This window comes from Marinicauda salina (genome assembly GCF_003122085.1).
GTDB classification, from domain to species: Bacteria; Pseudomonadota; Alphaproteobacteria; order Caulobacterales; family Maricaulaceae; genus Maricicauda_A; species Maricicauda_A salina.
This window is the reverse complement of sequence record NZ_QEXV01000001.1, coordinates 343,114-359,009: the sequence shown is the minus strand read 5'-3', so window position 1 is coordinate 359,009 and position 15,896 is coordinate 343,114. Positions and strand designations below refer to the sequence as shown.

General features: G+C 69.4%; 13 protein-coding genes. 10 read left to right on the top strand and 3 right to left on the bottom strand.

What is annotated here, in order from left to right; all coding sequences use genetic code 11:
• The first annotated feature begins 55 nt into the window (after nt 1–55).
• The 9 genes from rimP (at nt 56) to pnp (ending at nt 10,342) form a co-directional block, all read left to right on the top strand.
• Nucleotides 56–592: a ribosome maturation factor RimP gene (gene rimP, locus DDZ18_RS01565; RefSeq protein WP_109251596.1), complete on the top strand. Its 537-nt coding sequence runs from the start codon at nt 56–58 to the stop codon at nt 590–592.
• A gap of 27 nt (nt 593–619) precedes the next feature.
• Nucleotides 620–2,422 carry a transcription termination factor NusA gene (gene nusA, locus DDZ18_RS01560; protein WP_109251595.1) on the top strand — a complete coding sequence of 601 codons (1,803 nt, stop codon included), beginning with the start codon at nt 620–622 and terminating at the stop codon, nt 2,420–2,422.
• A complete protein-coding gene (locus DDZ18_RS01555; protein WP_109251594.1) occupies nt 2,419–3,102 on the top strand; it encodes an RNA-binding protein in 684 nt (227 codons plus the stop codon). Before nusA ends, DDZ18_RS01555 begins: the two co-directional genes overlap by 4 nt.
• A gap of 147 nt (nt 3,103–3,249) precedes the next feature.
• Nucleotides 3,250–5,790, top strand: a complete 2,541-nt coding sequence (infB, locus tag DDZ18_RS01550; protein ID WP_109251593.1) for a translation initiation factor IF-2 — start codon at nt 3,250–3,252, stop codon at nt 5,788–5,790.
• A gap of 118 nt (nt 5,791–5,908) precedes the next feature.
• Nucleotides 5,909–6,370, top strand: a complete 462-nt coding sequence (locus DDZ18_RS01545; protein WP_109251592.1) for a DMT family transporter — start codon at nt 5,909–5,911, stop codon at nt 6,368–6,370.
• A gap of 104 nt (nt 6,371–6,474) precedes the next feature.
• Complete coding sequence (rbfA, locus tag DDZ18_RS01540; RefSeq protein WP_109251591.1) at nt 6,475–6,861, top strand: 30S ribosome-binding factor RbfA; 387 nt, start codon at nt 6,475–6,477, stop codon at nt 6,859–6,861.
• 19 nt (nt 6,862–6,880) lie between these two features.
• Complete coding sequence (truB, locus tag DDZ18_RS01535) at nt 6,881–7,846, top strand: tRNA pseudouridine(55) synthase TruB (RefSeq protein ID WP_109251590.1); 966 nt, start codon at nt 6,881–6,883, stop codon at nt 7,844–7,846.
• Between the two features lie 5 nt (nt 7,847–7,851).
• Nucleotides 7,852–8,121, top strand: coding sequence for a 30S ribosomal protein S15 (gene rpsO / locus DDZ18_RS01530; protein ID WP_109251589.1), 270 nt, complete (start codon nt 7,852–7,854; stop codon nt 8,119–8,121).
• Nucleotides 8,122–8,215: 94 nt separating this feature from the next.
• Nucleotides 8,216–10,342, top strand: a complete 2,127-nt coding sequence (gene pnp, locus DDZ18_RS01525) for a polyribonucleotide nucleotidyltransferase (RefSeq protein ID WP_109251588.1) — start codon at nt 8,216–8,218, stop codon at nt 10,340–10,342.
• Nucleotides 10,343–10,465: 123 nt separating this feature from the next.
• Here the strand turns inward: pnp and DDZ18_RS01520 are convergent, their stop codons facing one another.
• Entirely contained in the window at nt 10,466–12,007 is a 1,542-nt protein-coding gene (locus DDZ18_RS01520; RefSeq protein ID WP_109251587.1) for a hypothetical protein, read from the bottom strand.
• Nucleotides 12,008–12,105: 98 nt separating this feature from the next.
• On the bottom strand, nt 12,106–12,984 hold the full coding sequence (locus DDZ18_RS01515) for a LytTR family DNA-binding domain-containing protein (RefSeq protein ID WP_109251586.1): 879 nt from the start codon (nt 12,982–12,984) through the stop codon (nt 12,106–12,108).
• 126 nt (nt 12,985–13,110) lie between these two features.
• Between DDZ18_RS01515 and DDZ18_RS01510 the strand changes: the two genes are divergently transcribed.
• Nucleotides 13,111–14,376, top strand: a complete 1,266-nt coding sequence (locus DDZ18_RS01510; protein ID WP_233245672.1) for an acyltransferase family protein — start codon at nt 13,111–13,113, stop codon at nt 14,374–14,376.
• Here the strand turns inward: DDZ18_RS01510 and DDZ18_RS01505 are convergent.
• Entirely contained in the window at nt 14,297–15,817 is a 1,521-nt protein-coding gene (locus DDZ18_RS01505) for a BCCT family transporter (RefSeq protein ID WP_109251585.1), read from the bottom strand. The genes DDZ18_RS01510 and DDZ18_RS01505 overlap by 80 nt on opposite strands.
• Nucleotides 15,818–15,896 lie beyond the last annotated feature (79 nt).

The following is a 15,896-nucleotide window of genomic DNA, read 5'->3' as shown; positions in this document are numbered from 1 at the left end:
TCATCGGGCGGCTCCGGAGACGGGGCCGCCTTTTTCGTTGCTCTCGAGGCCCCGCGTGAAGACCAAGACCGCGCTGGATCAGGAGATCCTGGATCTCGCCGAACCCCTGGCCGAGGCGCTGGGGCTCGAGATCGTGCGCGCGCGCGTCATGGGCGGCAAGCGCAAGACGGTCCAGATCATGGCCGAGCGCCATGACGGGACCATGCAGGTCGACGATTGCGAGCGGCTGTCGCGCGCGCTCGACGAGGTGCTCGAGGAGGCCGATCCGATCGCGGGGGAGTTCACTCTCGAGGTGTCGTCGCCGGGCATCGACCGGCCGCTCACCGAGCTGGCGCATTTCGCCCGCTGGGAGGGATTCGAGGCGAAGCTGGAGCTCGGCCGCATGGTCGAGGGCCGCAAGCGTTTTCGCGGCGTGCTCGCCGGGACCGAGGACGACAACGTGCTCATCGATCTCGCGGGCGAGGACGAGACCGCGGTGCTGCCTTTCGCCTGGATCGACGACGCCAAGCTCGTCCTCACCGACGCGCTGATGGAGGCGAGCCTCAAGGGCCGCGCCGACGCGCGGGCTTCCGGGGACGCCGGACAGGACTGATACGGACCAACTGCAAGGATTGAGATCATGGCCATCGGGGTCAGCGCCAACAAGCTGGAGCTTCTGCAGATCGCCAAGGCGGTCGCGCAGGAGAAGCTCATCGACGAAGCCATCGTGCTCGAGGCGATCGAGGAGGCGATCCAGAAGGCGGCGCGCTCGCGCTACGGCGCCGAGCTGGACATCAAGTGCGACATCGATCCCCAGACCGGCGAGATGCGCCTGACCCGGCGCACCACGGTCGTTGAGGAGGTCGAGAACGACTCCCAGGAGATGTCGCTCGACGAGGCGAAGAAGATCGACAAGAACGCCGAGATCGGCACGGTCTTCGAGGAGGAGCTGCCGCCGATCGAGTTCGGCCGGGTCGCCTCCCAGACCGCCAAGCAGGTGATCACGCAGAAGGTCCGCGAGGCCGAGCGCGAGCGCCAGTTCGAGGAGTACAAGGACCGCGTCGGCGAGGTCGTCAACGGCATCGTCAAGCGCGTCGAGTACGGCAACGTCATCGTCGATCTCGGCAAGGCCGAGGCGGTGATCCGGCGCAATGACGGCATCCCGCGCGAGAACTTCCAGAACGGCGACCGCGTGCGCGCCTATATCTACGACGTCCGCCCGGAAGTGCGCGGCCCGCAGATCTTCCTGTCGCGCGCCCATCCCGACTTCATGGCCGCCCTGTTCGCCCAGGAGGTGCCCGAGGTCTACGAGGGCATCATCGAGATCCCGCGCGTCGCGCGGGATCCGGGCAGCCGGGCCAAGATCGCGGTGATCTCCAACGATTCCTCGATCGACCCGGTCGGCGCCTGCGTGGGCATGCGCGGCTCGCGGGTGCAGGCCGTCGTCAACGAGCTCGCCGGCGAGAAGATCGACATCATCCCGTGGAGCCCGGACCCGGCGACCTTCATCGTCAACGCGCTGCAGCCCGCCGAGGTGACCAAGGTCGTCCTCGACGAGGAGGCCGAGCGCATCGAGGTCGTCGTGCCCGACGACCAGCTGTCGCTGGCGATCGGCCGGCGCGGCCAGAACGTGCGCCTGGCCAGCCAGCTCACCGGCTGGTCGATCGACATCCTCACCGAGGAAGAGGAGTCCGAGCGCCGTCAGAAGGAGTTCGCCGAGCGCACCCAGCTCTTCATGGACGCGCTCGACGTCGACGAGGTCATCGCCCAGCTGCTCGCCACCGAGGGCTTCTCCGACATCGAGGAGATCGCCTTCGTCGAGCTCGACGAGATCGCCGTGATCGAGGGCTTCGACGACGACACCGCCCAGGAGATCCAGACCCGCGCCAAGGAATTCCTCGAAAAGCGCGCCGCCGAGCAGGACGCCAAGCGCAAGGAGCTCGGCGTCGAGGACGCCGTCCTCGAGGTCGAGGGCGTGGAGCTGCCCATGGCGGTGAAGTTCGGCGAGAACGACGTCAAGACCGTCGAGGATCTGGCCGGCCTGGTGCCCGACGATCTGCGCGGCTGGTACGAGACGCGCGACGGCGAACGCGTGCGCGAGCCGGGCATTCTCGACGAGTTCAACATGTCGCCGGAAGACGCCGAGGCGCTGATCATGCGCGCGCGCGTCGCGGCGGGCTGGATTTCGGAAGAGGACCTTGAACCGGAGGCCGAGGAGGCCGATCTGGAGGAAGCGTCCGAAGAGGGCGGCGAGGAAGCCGCCGGGGAGGCCGCCGCCGAGGCCGAGCCCGACGTCTCCGATCTCGATATCGAGGACCTGGAGGCGGAGGCCGAGCGTCTCGGCGTCGATCTCGGCGCGCTGCTCGACGACGAGGACGAGGACTCCGCGTCCGCCGAGACCGCATCGGAGGACGCCGGCGAGGAGGACGACGAGGCGCGGTGAGCCGGGGCGCAGGCTCCGGCCGGGCCGGGCGCACGCGCATGCGGCGCTGCCTGGTGAGCGGCGAGGCGCTGGGCGACGAGGCGCTGTTGCGCGTCGGCCTGTCGCCCGAGGGCGTGGTCACGCCCGACCTCGCCGCGAAGCTGCCCGGGCGCGGCGCCTGGGTGAAGGCCGACCGGGCGAGCGTCGAGACGGCGGTGCGCAAGCGGCTCTTCAACCGGGCGTTCTCGCGTCCGGTGGAGGCGCCGGCCGACCTCGCCGACGCTTTCGAGCGCCAGCTCGAGGCGCGCGCGCTGTCCCTGCTGGGACTGGCGCGGCGCGCGGGAAGGCTGGCGACGGGGTATGATGCGGTGCGGCTCGCCCTGAAGGCGGACCCGCCGCCGGCCTGGCGGATCGAGGCGGTCGACGCGGCCGCCGACGGCCGCGGCAAGCTGGATCGCCTCGCGCGGAAGCGGGGCGCGATCCCGACGGCCGGGTGCTTCTCCTCGGAGGCGCTCGGCGCGGCGCTCGGACGGGATGCGCTGATGCATCTCGCCCTCGCGCCGGGCGGAGAGGCGCGCGCCTTCGGCGAGACGATGGCCAAGCTGGCGGGTTTCCGCGCGATCGACCCGCGCGGCGACGGGCCGGAGAGTGAAACAGGCGGGAGCGCGGCGGAGCCGCGCGATTCCGCACAGGACGGTTGAATCGGCAATGAAGGCGGCTAGGTTAGCGGGCCTTCGGGAGCCGGCGGGGTTTCGCGCCTCGCGACCGTCGGACCTGAACAGTACGGCGATCGGCGCGCGGCGGCCGGTCGGGATCCGTCAGACGAAGAGCCGCGACGAAAGAAGTGCATGAGCGACGCTGACGAACGCAACTCCTCGGGCCGCAAGCCCCTCTCCCTCGGCGGACGGAAGTCCGGCACCGTGCAGCAAAGCTTCTCGCGCGGCCGGTCGAAGGCCGTCGTCGTCGAGAAGAAGCGCAAGCGCGCCGCCTCCGGCGCGGGCAAGGACGCGCCCGCTGCCAAGGATGAGAAAGCCGCCGCGCCGGCCTCCGACAAGGAGAAGGCGCGCGCCGCCCTGGCCGCCAAGGCCAAGCAGCTCGGCCTGTCCGAGGAAGAGCTGCTGCGGCGCCAGAAGGCGATCCAGCGCGCCCGCTCCGAGGCCGCCGAGCGCGACGCCGAGCGCAAGGCCGAGGAGGAGGAGCGCCGCCAGCGCGCCGAAGAGGAGAAGCGCAAGCTCGAGGAGCAGAAGGCCCGCGAAGAGGCCGAGCGCCGCGAGCGCGAGGAGGAAGAGGCCCGCCGTCGCGCCGAAGAGGAGGCCGCCGCGGCCGAGGCCGCCGCGCCGCCGCCCGACGAGGACGCCGCCAAGCGCGCCCGCAAGCCCGAGAAGGACAAGGAGCGCGACCAGGCGAAGTCCGCGCTCGAGGAGATGGGCGGGCGCGTCAAGTCGAAGAAGGCCGCGCCCGAAAAGCCCGCGCCGTCGCGCACGAAGGACCAGCGCCGCCGCCAGGGCAAGCTCACCATCCAGAACCTGGTCGAGGACGACGAGGACCGTCAGCGCTCGCTCGCCTCGATGCGCCGCGCCCGCGAACGCGAGCGCCAGCGCCGCGCGCAGGGCGGCGGCGACCGCGAGAAGGTCGCCCGCGAGGTGGTCATTCCCGAGCACATCACCATCCAGGAGCTCGCCAACCGGATGGCCGAGCGCGCCGCCGACGTGGTGAAATTCCTGATGACGCAGGGCCAGATGGTCCGCGTCAACGACGTGCTCGAGGCCGACGACGCCGAGCTGATCGTCGAGGAGTTCGGCCACAAGGTGAAGCGCGTCTCCGAGGCCGATGTCGAGGAGGGCCTGATCTCCGAGGACGACGCCGAGGAGACCAAGAAGCCGCGTCCGCCGGTCGTCACGGTCATGGGCCATGTCGACCACGGCAAGACGTCGCTGCTCGACGCGTTGCGCGCGACCGACGTCGCCGCGGGCGAGGCCGGCGGCATCACCCAGCACATCGGCGCCTATCAGGTGCAGCTGAAGTCCGGCGACCGGATCACCTTCCTGGACACGCCGGGCCACGCGGCCTTCTCGTCGATGCGTTCGCGCGGCGCCCAGGCGACCGACATCGTGATCCTCGTCGTCGCCGCCGACGACGGCGTGATGCCCCAGACCATCGAGGCCATCAATCACGCCAAGGCGGCCGAGGTGCCGATCATCGTGGCGGTCAACAAGATCGACAAGCCGGACTCCAATCCCGACCGCGTGCTCCAGGAACTGCTCCAGCACGAGATCATCGTCGAATCGATGGGCGGCGAGGTGCAGGCGGTCAGCGTCTCGGCCACGGAGAAGACCGGGCTCGACGAGCTCGCCGAGGCGATCACGCTGCAGGCCGAGCTGCTGGAGCTCAAGGCCAACCCGGACCGCTCGGCCGAGGGCGTGATCATCGAATCCCAGGTCGACAAGGGCCGCGGCCCGGTCGCCACGCTTCTGGTCAAGCGCGGCACGCTCAAGCGCGGCGACATCGTCGTCGCCGGCGCCCACTGGGGCAAGGTGCGCGCGCTGATCAACGAGCGCGGCCAGCAGATGAAGGAGGCCGGCCCGGCGCTGCCCGCCGAGATCCTCGGTCTCGACGGCGCGCCCGAACCCGGCGAGCTGTTCGCCGTGGTCGAGAACGAGGGCCGCGCCCGCGAGATCGTCGAGTATCGCGAGCGCAAGCGCCGCGAGTCGGCGGCTCCGACCACCGGCGGCGCCTCGCTCGAGCAGATGATGGCCAAGCTCCAGGAGAGCGAACTCCAGGAGATGCCGCTGGTCGTGAAGGCCGACGTGCAGGGTTCGGCCGAGGCGATCCAGACCGCGCTCGAAAAGCTCGGCAACGAGGAAGTCCGCGCGCGCGTCATCCACGCCGCGCCCGGCGGCGTGTCGGAATCCGACGTGCTGCTGGCGTCGTCGTCCGGCGCGCCGATCTTCGCGTTCAATGTCCGCGCCAACAAGCAGGCCCGCGAGCTGGCCGAGACCGAAGGCGTCGAGATCCGCTACTACTCGGTGATCTACGACGTCATCGACGACGTGAAGGCCACGCTCGAAGGCCTGCTGGCGCCGGAGAAGCGCGAGACCTTCATCGGCTACGCCGAGGTCCTCGAGGTGTTCAGCGTGTCCAAGGTCGGCAAGGTCGCCGGCTGCCGGGTCACCGACGGCGTCGTCAAGCGCGGCTGCGGCGTGCGCCTGCTGCGCGACGACACGGTCATCCACGAAGGCGAGCTGGCCACGCTCAAGCGCTTCAAGGACGAGGTGCCCGAGGTCCGCGCCGGCACCGAGTGCGGCATGGCCTTCGTCAACTACCAGGACATCCAGAAGGGCGACCAGATCGAGTGCTTCGAGGTCGAGGAGGTCGAGCGCAAGCTCTGATCCCGCCTTCCGGACGACGAGTGAAGGGCGGCCCGCGGGCCGCCCTTTTTCGTACGCCCGTTTGGAACGCGCCCCCGCCGGGCTAGGTTGAGCCCTCTCAGCAGACGGACCGGGTCCGATGAACGCCAATCTCCTCCTGCCGATCGCGCTGACCGCCTTCGCCGGCGCCGCCGTGGCGCTGCAGCCGGCCTTCAACGGCCAGCTCGCCGTCATTCTCGGCTCGCCGCTGCGCGCCGCGCTGGTCAATTTCCTCGCCGGCGCGAGCGTGATGGCCGCCGTCGTGCTTGTCGGCGGGTTGAGGAACGGCTTTCCCGCGGGCGAGACGCTGGCGAAAGTTCCGCCCCATCTGTGGATCGCCGGCGGCGCGCTCGGGGCGATGTTCGTCTCGACGGCGACCTGGGCCGCGCCCAAGGTCGGCGCCGGCGCCTTCTTCGCCACCCTGATCGCCGCGCAGCTCGTCGCCGCGCTGGCGCTCGATCATTTCGGCCTGATCGGCCTGGACGAGCGGCCGGCCAATCTCGTCCGCGTCGCCGGCGTGGCCCTGCTGGTCGCCGGCGCCTGGCTGGTCGTCAGGGGCTGAGGCCGCCGGCCTTGAAGCCGGGCGCGCAAGCGCGTATCACCGCCGCCTCCTGACGCGGGACGGTTCGAGCCCGGCCGCGTCGCGATCGATCCGAGGCCGTTCCGATGAAACCGCAATCCCAGAGGCAGCTGCGCGCCGGCGAGCTGGTGCGCCGCGCCGTCTCCGACATTCTCGCCGAGGGCCATATCCACGACCCGGGCCTGGCCGGGCTGTCGGTGACCGTCACCGAGGCCCGCGTCAGTCCGGACCTGCGCCACGCCACCGTGTTCATCGCCGTGCTCGGCCAGGCCGACGTGCGCCAGGCCGCCGGCGCGCTCAACCGGGCGGCGGGCTATATCCAGAAGCAGCTCGGCCGCGAGATCGACATGAAATTCACCCCGAAGCTCAACTTCGTCGCCGACGAGAGCTTCGAGGCCGCCCAGCACGTCGACGAGGTGCTCGCCCGGCCGGGCGTCCAGCGCGATCTCGATCACGGCGACGAGGACGAGTAGGGGCCGCGGGAAGACCTCCATGGGACGCAGACGCAAGAAGGGCCAGCCGATCGACGGCTGGCTCATCCTCGACAAGCCCGCCGACATGACCTCGACCCAGGCGGTCGGGCGCGTGCGCTGGCTGTTCAACGCGCAGAAGGCCGGCCACGCCGGCACGCTGGACCCGCTCGCCACCGGCGTGCTGCCGATCGCGCTGGGCGAGGCGACCAAGACCGTGCCCTTCGCCCAGGAGGGCGCGAAGACCTATCGCTTCACCATCCGCTGGGGCGAGACCACCGACACGCTCGACGCCGAGGGCGAGACGACGGCGACCAGCGACGCGCGGCCCTCCGCCGAGGCGATCCGCGACGCCCTGCCCGCCTTCACCGGCGAAATCCAGCAGATCCCGCCGAAATACTCCGCCATCAAGGTCGACGGCGCGCGCGCCTACGATCTCGCGCGCGCCGGCGAGGAGATCACGCTGGAGGCGCGGCCGGTGCGCATCGACCGGCTCGAGCTGCTCGATGCGCCGGAGCCCGATCTCGCCGTGTTCGAGATGAGCTGCGGCAAGGGCGCCTATGTCCGCGCGGTGGCCCGCGATCTCGCCGCCGCGCTGGGCGCCGAGGGCCATGTCGCCGCGCTCAGGCGCGTGCGCGTGGGCCCCTTCGAGGAGGTTGAGGCCGTCACGCTCGACACGCTTGAGGATTTGGTTCATAAGGGCCGCGCGCTGGAAGCGCTCGCCCCGGTTCAGACCGCGCTGGACGACATCCCGGCCCTGGCCGTGACCGAGGACGAGGCTTTTCAGTTGAGGCAGGGACGGCCGATCGTCCTGCCTCCCCGGCGAGCTTCCGAGCTTCGCGCCCAGGCCCGCCCCCGCATGATCGGGGGCAAGGACTATTCACGGGCCGCGGTGGCGATGATGAAGGACCGGGCCGTTGCGATCGGCGAGGCGCGCGCAGGCAAGCTGTCGCCGGTGCGCGTCTTCCAGTGGAACCAGGAGACCTAGACACGATGTCGATTACAGCCGACCGCAAGGCGGAACTGATCAAGGAACACGCTCGCGAGAAGAACGACACCGGATCCCCCGAGGTCCAGGTCGCCATCCTCACCGAGCGCATCAGCAATCTCACCGAGCACTTCAAGACCCACAAGAAGGACAACCATTCCCGCCGTGGGCTCCTGAAGCTGGTGTCGCAGAGACGCCGCCTGCTCGACTACCTCGCCCGGATGGACGAAGGCCGCTACAAGGCCATCATCCAGAAGCTGGGCCTGCGGCGCTAGCCGCTCCGAAACAGACGCCGGCCGCCAACGGGCGCGCCGGCGTCTTCACATCGGTCCCCAGTGGACCTCACGCACGCACGTACGACGAGACAAAATGTTCGATATCCAAAAAGAAACGATCGACTGGGCGGGACGCCCGCTCACCATTGAAACCGGCCGCGTGGCCCGTCAGGCCGACGGCGCGGTCATGGTCACCTACGGCGAGACCACCGTGCTCGCCACCGCGGTGGCCATGAAGGAAGTCAAGCCCGGCATGGACTTCTTCCCCCTCACCGTGAACTACCAGGAGAAGTACTACGCCGCGGGCAAGGTCCCCGGCGGCTTCTTCAAGCGCGAAGGCCGCCCCACCGAGAAGGAGACGCTGACCTCGCGCCTGATCGACCGGCCGATCCGCCCGCTCTTCCCGAAGGGCTTCAAGAACGACACCCAGGTGATGCTCACCGTTCTCTCCCACGATATGGAGAACGATCCCGACATCGTGGGCATGGTCGGCGCCTCTGCCGCGCTGGTGTTGTCGGGCCTGCCCTTCCTGGGCCCGATCGGCGCGGCGCGCGTTGGCTACAAGGACGGCGACTACGTCATCAACCCGACCGTGGCCGAGCTCGATGAAAGCGAGCTGGACCTGGTCGTCGCCGGCACCGGCGACGCGGTGATGATGGTCGAATCCGAGGCCAACGAGCTGCCCGAGGACGTCATGCTCGGCGCGGTCATGGCCGGCCACGAGGCGTTCCAGCCGGTGATCGACGCGATCATCCGGCTCGCCGAGAAGGCCGCCAAGGACCCGTGGGAGTTCGAGCCCGAGGACCGCTCCGATCTCGAGGCGAATGTCCGCAAGCTGGTCGAGAAGGACCTGGAGAAGGCCTACACGATCAAGAACAAGACCGAGCGCCAGGCCGCCGTGTCCGAAGCCAAGGACAAGGCGATCGCCGAGTTCGGCGCGAGCGAGGACAATCCCGACGGCGTCGAGGCGTCCGTGCTCAAGGACGTGCTCAAGTCGGTCGAGGCCTCGATCGTCCGCGGCGGGATCATCAAGACCGGCGAACGCATCGACGGGCGCAAGCTCGACGAGGTCCGCCCGATCGTCTCCGAGGCCGGCGCGCTGCCGCGCACCCACGGCTCCGCGCTGTTCACGCGCGGCGAGACGCAGGCGCTGGTCGTGGCCACGCTGGGCACCGGCGAGGACGAGCAGTTCGTCGACGCGCTGACGGGAACGTACAAGGAGCGCTTCATGCTCCATTACAACTTCCCGCCCTACTCCGTCGGCGAGACCAGCTTCCGCCTGGCGCCGGGCCGGCGCGAGATCGGCCACGGCAAGCTCGCCTGGCGGGCCATGCGCGCCGTCCTGCCGACGCCTGAGGAGTTCCCCTACACGATCCGCCTGGTCTCGGAGATCACCGAGTCCAACGGCTCGTCCTCGATGGCCACGGTGTGCGGCTCCTCGCTGGCGCTCATGGACGCAGGCGTGCCGATCGCGCGGCCGGTCTCGGGCATCGCCATGGGCCTGATCAAGGACCCGGACGGCGTCGCCGTCCTCTCCGACATCCTCGGCGACGAGGACCATCTCGGCGACATGGACTTCAAGGTCGCCGGCACGGAGAAGGGCGTCACCTCGCTGCAGATGGACATCAAGATCGCCGGCATCACCAAGGAGATCATGCAGACCGCGCTCGATCAGGCGAAGGGCGGCCGCATGCACATCCTCGGCGAGATGAACAAGGCGCTCGACACGTCCCGCGAGGATCTCGGCGAGTACGCCCCGCGCATCGAGACGATCACCATTCCGGTCGACAAGATCCGCGACGTGATCGGCTCGGGCGGCAAGGTGATCCGCGAGATCGTCGACACCACCGGCGCCAAGGTCGACGTCAACGACGACGGCGTCATCAAGGTGTCGTCGGCCGACCAGGCCTCGATCAAGGCCGCGCTGAACTGGATCCACGGCCTCACCGCGGAGCCCGAGGAAGGCGCAGTCTACAAGGGCAAGGTCGTCAAGGTGCTCGACTTCGGCGCCTTCGTGAACTTCTTCGGCAATCGCGACGGCCTCGTCCACGTCTCCCAGCTGAAGCCGGAGCGGGTGAACCACCCCTCCGACGTCGTCAAGGAAGGCGACGAGGTCTACGTCAAGCTTCTCGGCTTCGACGACCGCGGCAAGGTCCGCCTGTCGATGAAGGTCGTCGACCAGGAGACCGGCGAGGAGATCGCCCCGGAGACGGCGGACTAGCGTCTCGCCCTTCCGGCCGGTTTCCGGCCTCACCTGAAGAAACCCCCGCCGGCGAGCGCCGGCGGGGGTTTTTCACGGGATGCGACGGGCCGCCGAAGCGGCCCGCCGGGACCAGTCGGGAGATCAGAACGCCGCCTGGATTCCCAAGGTGAGGATATTGGTCTCCGCATCGCGCTCAGACCAGGTCGCGCCGCCCGGCAGATTGCCGCCGGACAGGAAGTTGAGCGGCGCCCAGCCCTTGGTGTGGATGACCTCGCCGAACAGGTTCACGCTCGGCGTCACGAAGTAGGACGCGCCGAGCACGTACTGGTCCTGCCGCTCCCAGGGCGCGCCGTCGTCGCCGGCGACGAACCGCGAGAACTCGCCCGAGAGCGCGAAGTCGCGATCCTCGTGCAGGCTCATCCAGTAGCGCCCGCCGACGGTGAACGCCTCGGTCTCCACCGCCTCGAACTGGGCGAACTGCGGGGCCGGCGAGGCCGAGCCGGGCCACGCCTCCGTCGTCGACGCGTATTCGCCGATCACCTCGAACTCGCCGAGTTCGAGCCGCGAATAGACGGACCAGGCCGGATTGTTGTCCGTACACGGATTGAAGTGGAAGACGGGGTAAGCCTGGCAATAGGCGCTGGCGTGGGTGTAGCTCGCGCCGACGAGCCAGCGCCCCTCTGCGCCGAGGTCCGCCGTGTAGTTGGCGTCGAGCGCGAAATTGTTCACCCGGCTCGGCACGCCCGTGTCCTCGACCGGCGAATTGTGGGCGCGGAACTGGGCGCCGCCCTGGATCGCCATGGCGCGGAGATGAAGCCCGTTGTCGTAGTAGCCGAGCAAGCCGCCATAGGCGAGGCCGGCGAAGGCGTGCCAGTTCGTGGAGTTCGTGAACGGACTGACCGTGTCGTTGAGGCCGAAGGGCGTATCCATCTTGCCGATGGCGGCGTAGATCGGCCGCTCTTCGAGATCCCCCCACATCACCCAGCCGCGCCGCAGCTGGATCTGGTTGCGGTTGAGATCGGTGATCGTGCCCGCGCCGAAGCTTTGCTCGGGATCGTAGAGCAGCTCGACATAGGCGGTGATATCGTTGGTCAGGCGCGCGGTCGCGGCGATCTGCGCTGAGTGAACGACGAACTCCGACACCGTCTCGCCGATCTGGTTGGCGGAGGTCGGGTGGCGCATCAGCCAGCCGAACTTCGTGTCCGAGTTGGATTCCTGGTAGTTCGCCAGCGCCGTGATCCCGCCGCTGAACGTCACGCGATCGGCGAGTTCCCCGCTCTGCATCGCCTGCAGCTGGGTGAGCTGGCGCGTGTTCACGCCCTCGGCGTGATCGAGGATCCGGAAGCTGTAATCGGCGCTCAATCCGACGAAGCGCTCCGCGGCGGCCTCCGTCGCCGGCGCCTGGCCGTGATGCGCGGCATGGGCGGCTGTGCGCGCGGGGGCGTCGGCGCCGTGATGCTCGGCGTGGTGCTCGGCGCGGCGTCCGGCCGCCGGGGCGGCCTCGGGCTCCGCCAGCGCGCCTTGCGCCTCGAGATAGGCCAGGAGGCGACGGTTGGTCTCCTCCAGCTGCTCGATGCGCGACTCCAGCGCCTCGATTCGGTCGTTCGGCCCGTCGGCGAGGGCGGGCGCAGACGCCAAGGCGAGCGCGAGCGCGCTCGCGCCGCGCGTGAAAGATAGTTTCATTGAATCTGTCCCCAATCGGATCTGGCGAGAACTGCCGAGCCGCGCGATACGTGCGAAGGGGTTAATGAAATCAGAACATTATCGAACGCGAAGGGTTTTCAGCTTCCGGCGGCGTCGCCGGCCGCGCGATAGCGCCGGGAGCCCGGGATAGTCGTCCCGTCGGCGAGCGTGATGACGAGGCCGCCCTGGCCGTCCGGGGCGGTCTCGGCGATCGCGGCGCGATTGACCAGCCAGGAGCGGTGGACGCGGGCGACGTCGATGTCGGCCTCGCGAAGCAGGGCCGCGAGTTCGGACAGCGTCATGCGGGCGAGGTGTTCGCGTGGGCCGAAGCGCGCTTCGACATAATTGCCCGCCGCCTTCGCGGCGACGAAGTCGCCGGCGTCGAGATGGAAGGTCCGTCCGCCGCATTTCAGCGTGACGCGCTGGGCGGCGCGCGCGTCGGCATGCGCCGCGGCGGCGTCCATGCGCAGGCGCTCGATGTGGCGCGCGACCCAGACGACCGCCTGGAATCCGGCGTAGATGCCCGCCTGCTTGCGAAACTCGTAGAGCGCGATGTCGAAGGGCGCGTCGCCGTAGACATAGGCCTCCGCGAACAGCACGGGCCAAAGCGCGGCGCGCAGGCCCAGCATGATCGCGATCTGGATCGCGCCATAGATCAGCGCGCCGGCGAGATGGACCGCCAGCGAGGTTCGCCAACGCCCCGGCTCGAACGCGAAACGATGGCCGAACCAGACGATGACGGGCAGGCCGGCGAGCAGGCCGATGACGGCCGTGCCTTCCAGCACCCACGGATACCACGCCGGGCGCAGCCCGCCGCCTCGCTCGATCACCGTCATGATCGACAGCGAGTTGATGACATAGACGCCCAGCGCGATGACGAGGCAGGCGATGGCGGCGTTCCTCAGCGCACGGCGCTCGGCCGCGCGCTCGGCCGCGCGCGCGGGATCCGACCGGGACGCTGATTCGGCCGGCCTCATCCGGCGTCTCCGCCGTTCGTCCCCGCCCTCCGCCGTTCGTCCCCGCCCCTGCGGCGATCGTCCCGCCGGGCCGCGGTCCGCGTCGCGCGCATGGCGCAGTCGGGGGCGGGCGAGCGAGAAACGGCGATGTTCCTGTCGCTGGAGACGCAAGCCATGAATTCGGTGATCAATCCCCTGCCCGCGCGCCGTCGCCACGATCTCGACTGGCTGCGCATCATCGCCTTCGCCATCCTCATCTTCTACCACGTCGGCATGTTCTTCACGACGTGGGGCTGGCACGTGAAGAGCCCGGACGCCAATGCAGGGCCGGAGCTTGTCATGAGCCTGGTCAATCCCTGGCGGCTGGCCCTGCTCTTCTTCATCTCCGGCGTGGCGCTGCGCTTTCTCTCCGACAAGCTGGGCGCGGGCGGATTCGCCCGCGAACGCGTCGCGCGCATGCTGCCCGTCATCGCCTTCGGCATGCTCGTCATGGTGACGCCGCAGACATATTTCGAGCTCCGCCAGGACGGCGCGATCGGGCCCGGTCCGCTCGCCTTCTACGGCGATTATCTCCGGCCGTCGGTCCTGCACGGCGTCGTCACGCCGACCTGGAACCATCTATGGTACGTCGTCTACCTGCTGGTCTACTCGCTCCTGCTGGCGCCGGTCATTCCGGTCCTCCGGCGCCTGGCCGACGGACCGGCGGGCGCGGCGGTCGGGCGGATCTGGAGCGGTCCGGCCGGAGCCGTGATGTTGCTCGTGCTCCCGGCGGCGCCGTTCATCGTCTACGGCGCGGTGCTCGACCCGCACTTCCCGACCACCCACGCGCTCTGGGGCGACTGGGCCAATCACGCGCACCGTTTCACGACGCTGCTGTTCGGCTATTTCGCGGCGAAGAGCCCGGCGTTCTGGGCGGGCGTGCGCCGGGCCTGGCCCCTCGCGGCCGCATACGCGGCCGGCTTCACGCTTCTCGCCGCGACGCTGGCCGCGCTGGGCTGGCCGGATCTCGGCGAAGCGGCTTCGGCGGCGTTCAGCATGATCACCGTGCTCTACGCGTGGAGCGTGATCGTCACCCTGCTCGGCCTCGGCCAGCGCTTCCTCGACCGGGACGGACCCGCGCGGCGCTATCTCACCGAGGCGATCTTCCCCTTCTATATCCTGCATCAGACGATCACGGTCGCCGCCGGCTATTACATCGCCCAGGCCGGCTGGAGCGTGTGGACGCAGTTCGGCGTCCTCGTCGCGATCACGGTCGGCGGCTGTTTCGCCGGGTTCGAGCTGGTGCGGAGGGTTGCGCCGCTGCGGCCGCTGTTCGGCCTCAAGCCGAGACGCGTCAGGAGCGACTCGACGTCTTCTTCGGACGTTCCTTCGGGGCTTCCCGCGTCATCCGGTCCAGCCGCAAGCCGCGAATGAGGCCGAACGCCGCGGCCACGAGCACCAGCGACATCGGCAGGCCGAGCGTGATCGCGGCGTTGCGGATCGCCGTGAGGCCGCCGACGAGCAGCAGGGTGGCGGCCACCGCGCCTTCGCTCACCGCCCAGAAGACCCGCTGGGCGCGCGGGGGATGGGGATCGCCGCCGGAGGTGACCATGTCGTCGACCAGCGAGCCGGAGTCCGAGCTGGTCACGAAGAAGATCACGATGACCAGCGTGGCGAAGATGAGCGTCGCCGTCGCCAGGGGCAGCGTGTCCAGCAGGGCGTGAAGCGAAACCGCGGCGCGTTCCTGGACCATCTGGGCGAGCCCGGCATTCTCGCGGATCTGGGCGTGAAGCGCCGAGCCGCCGAACACGGCGAGCCAGAGAAAGGTCGCTCCGGTCGGCACGATCAGCGCGGTCAGGATGAACTCGCCGATGGTGCGCCCCTTCGAGATGCGCGCTAGGAAGATCGCCACGAAGGGCGACCACGAGATCCACCAGCCCCAGTAGAAGAAGGTCCAGGTCGCCTGCCAGTCATTGGACCGGGCGAAGTCGATGAACAGCGTCGCGCGGGGCAGTTTCTGGATGTAGAGCCCGGTCGAGGAGACCAGCGTCTCGAGAATGTACTGGGTCGGTCCGGCGATGAAGACGAAGACCATCAGCAGCGCGGCCAGCATGATGTTCAGGAGCGACAGCCGCCGCACGCCGCCCTGCACGCCCATCACCACGGAGACCGTCGCCATCGCGGTGATGATCGCGATCAGCGAGACCTGGACGGCGGTGCTCTGCGGAAAGTCGAAGAAGCGCGACAGGCCGACATTGACCTGCATCGCGCCGAGGCCGAGCGAGGTCGCCACCCCGAGCAGCGCGCCCACCGTGCACAGCGTGTCGACGACGTGGCCGATCGGCCCGTAGATCCGGTCGCCGATGAGGGGGTGGAGCGCCGAACGCGGGGCCAGCGGCAGGTCCTGGTTGAAGTGGAAATACGCCACCGCCAGCCCGAGGATCAGGTAGATGCCCCAGGCGTTCAGGCCCCAGTGGAAGAAGGTGAGCCGCATCGCCTCGCGGGCCGCGACGGCGCTGCCGTCCTCCACGCCCGGCGGGGGTTCCACATAGTGCAGCAGGGGCTCGGCGACCGACCAGAAGACCAGCCCGGTGCCCATGCCGGCGGCGAACAGCATGGCGATCCAGCTCGACCGGTTGAAGTCGGGCTTCGCCTTCGGTCCGCCGAAGCGTATGCGCCGGGCCGGCGTGAGCGCGATGAACGCCCCGAGAACCAGGAAGCCGGTCGCGGCCAGCATGTACCACCAGCCGAAGGTGCGGGAGACCCATTCCTGGCTCGTCTGGAAGACGTCGCTCGCCAGCCCCGTCCACAGTCCCCCGAAGAGGACGAAGACGACCACGAGCCCCGCCGAGCCGAAGAAGACCGGAGGCTCCATATGCTCGGTGAGGCGATTCCAGGTGCGTTTCGGAAGATCGATAGGCTGTCCCTTCCCGGCGCGTTCAGGCTTCGGGGAG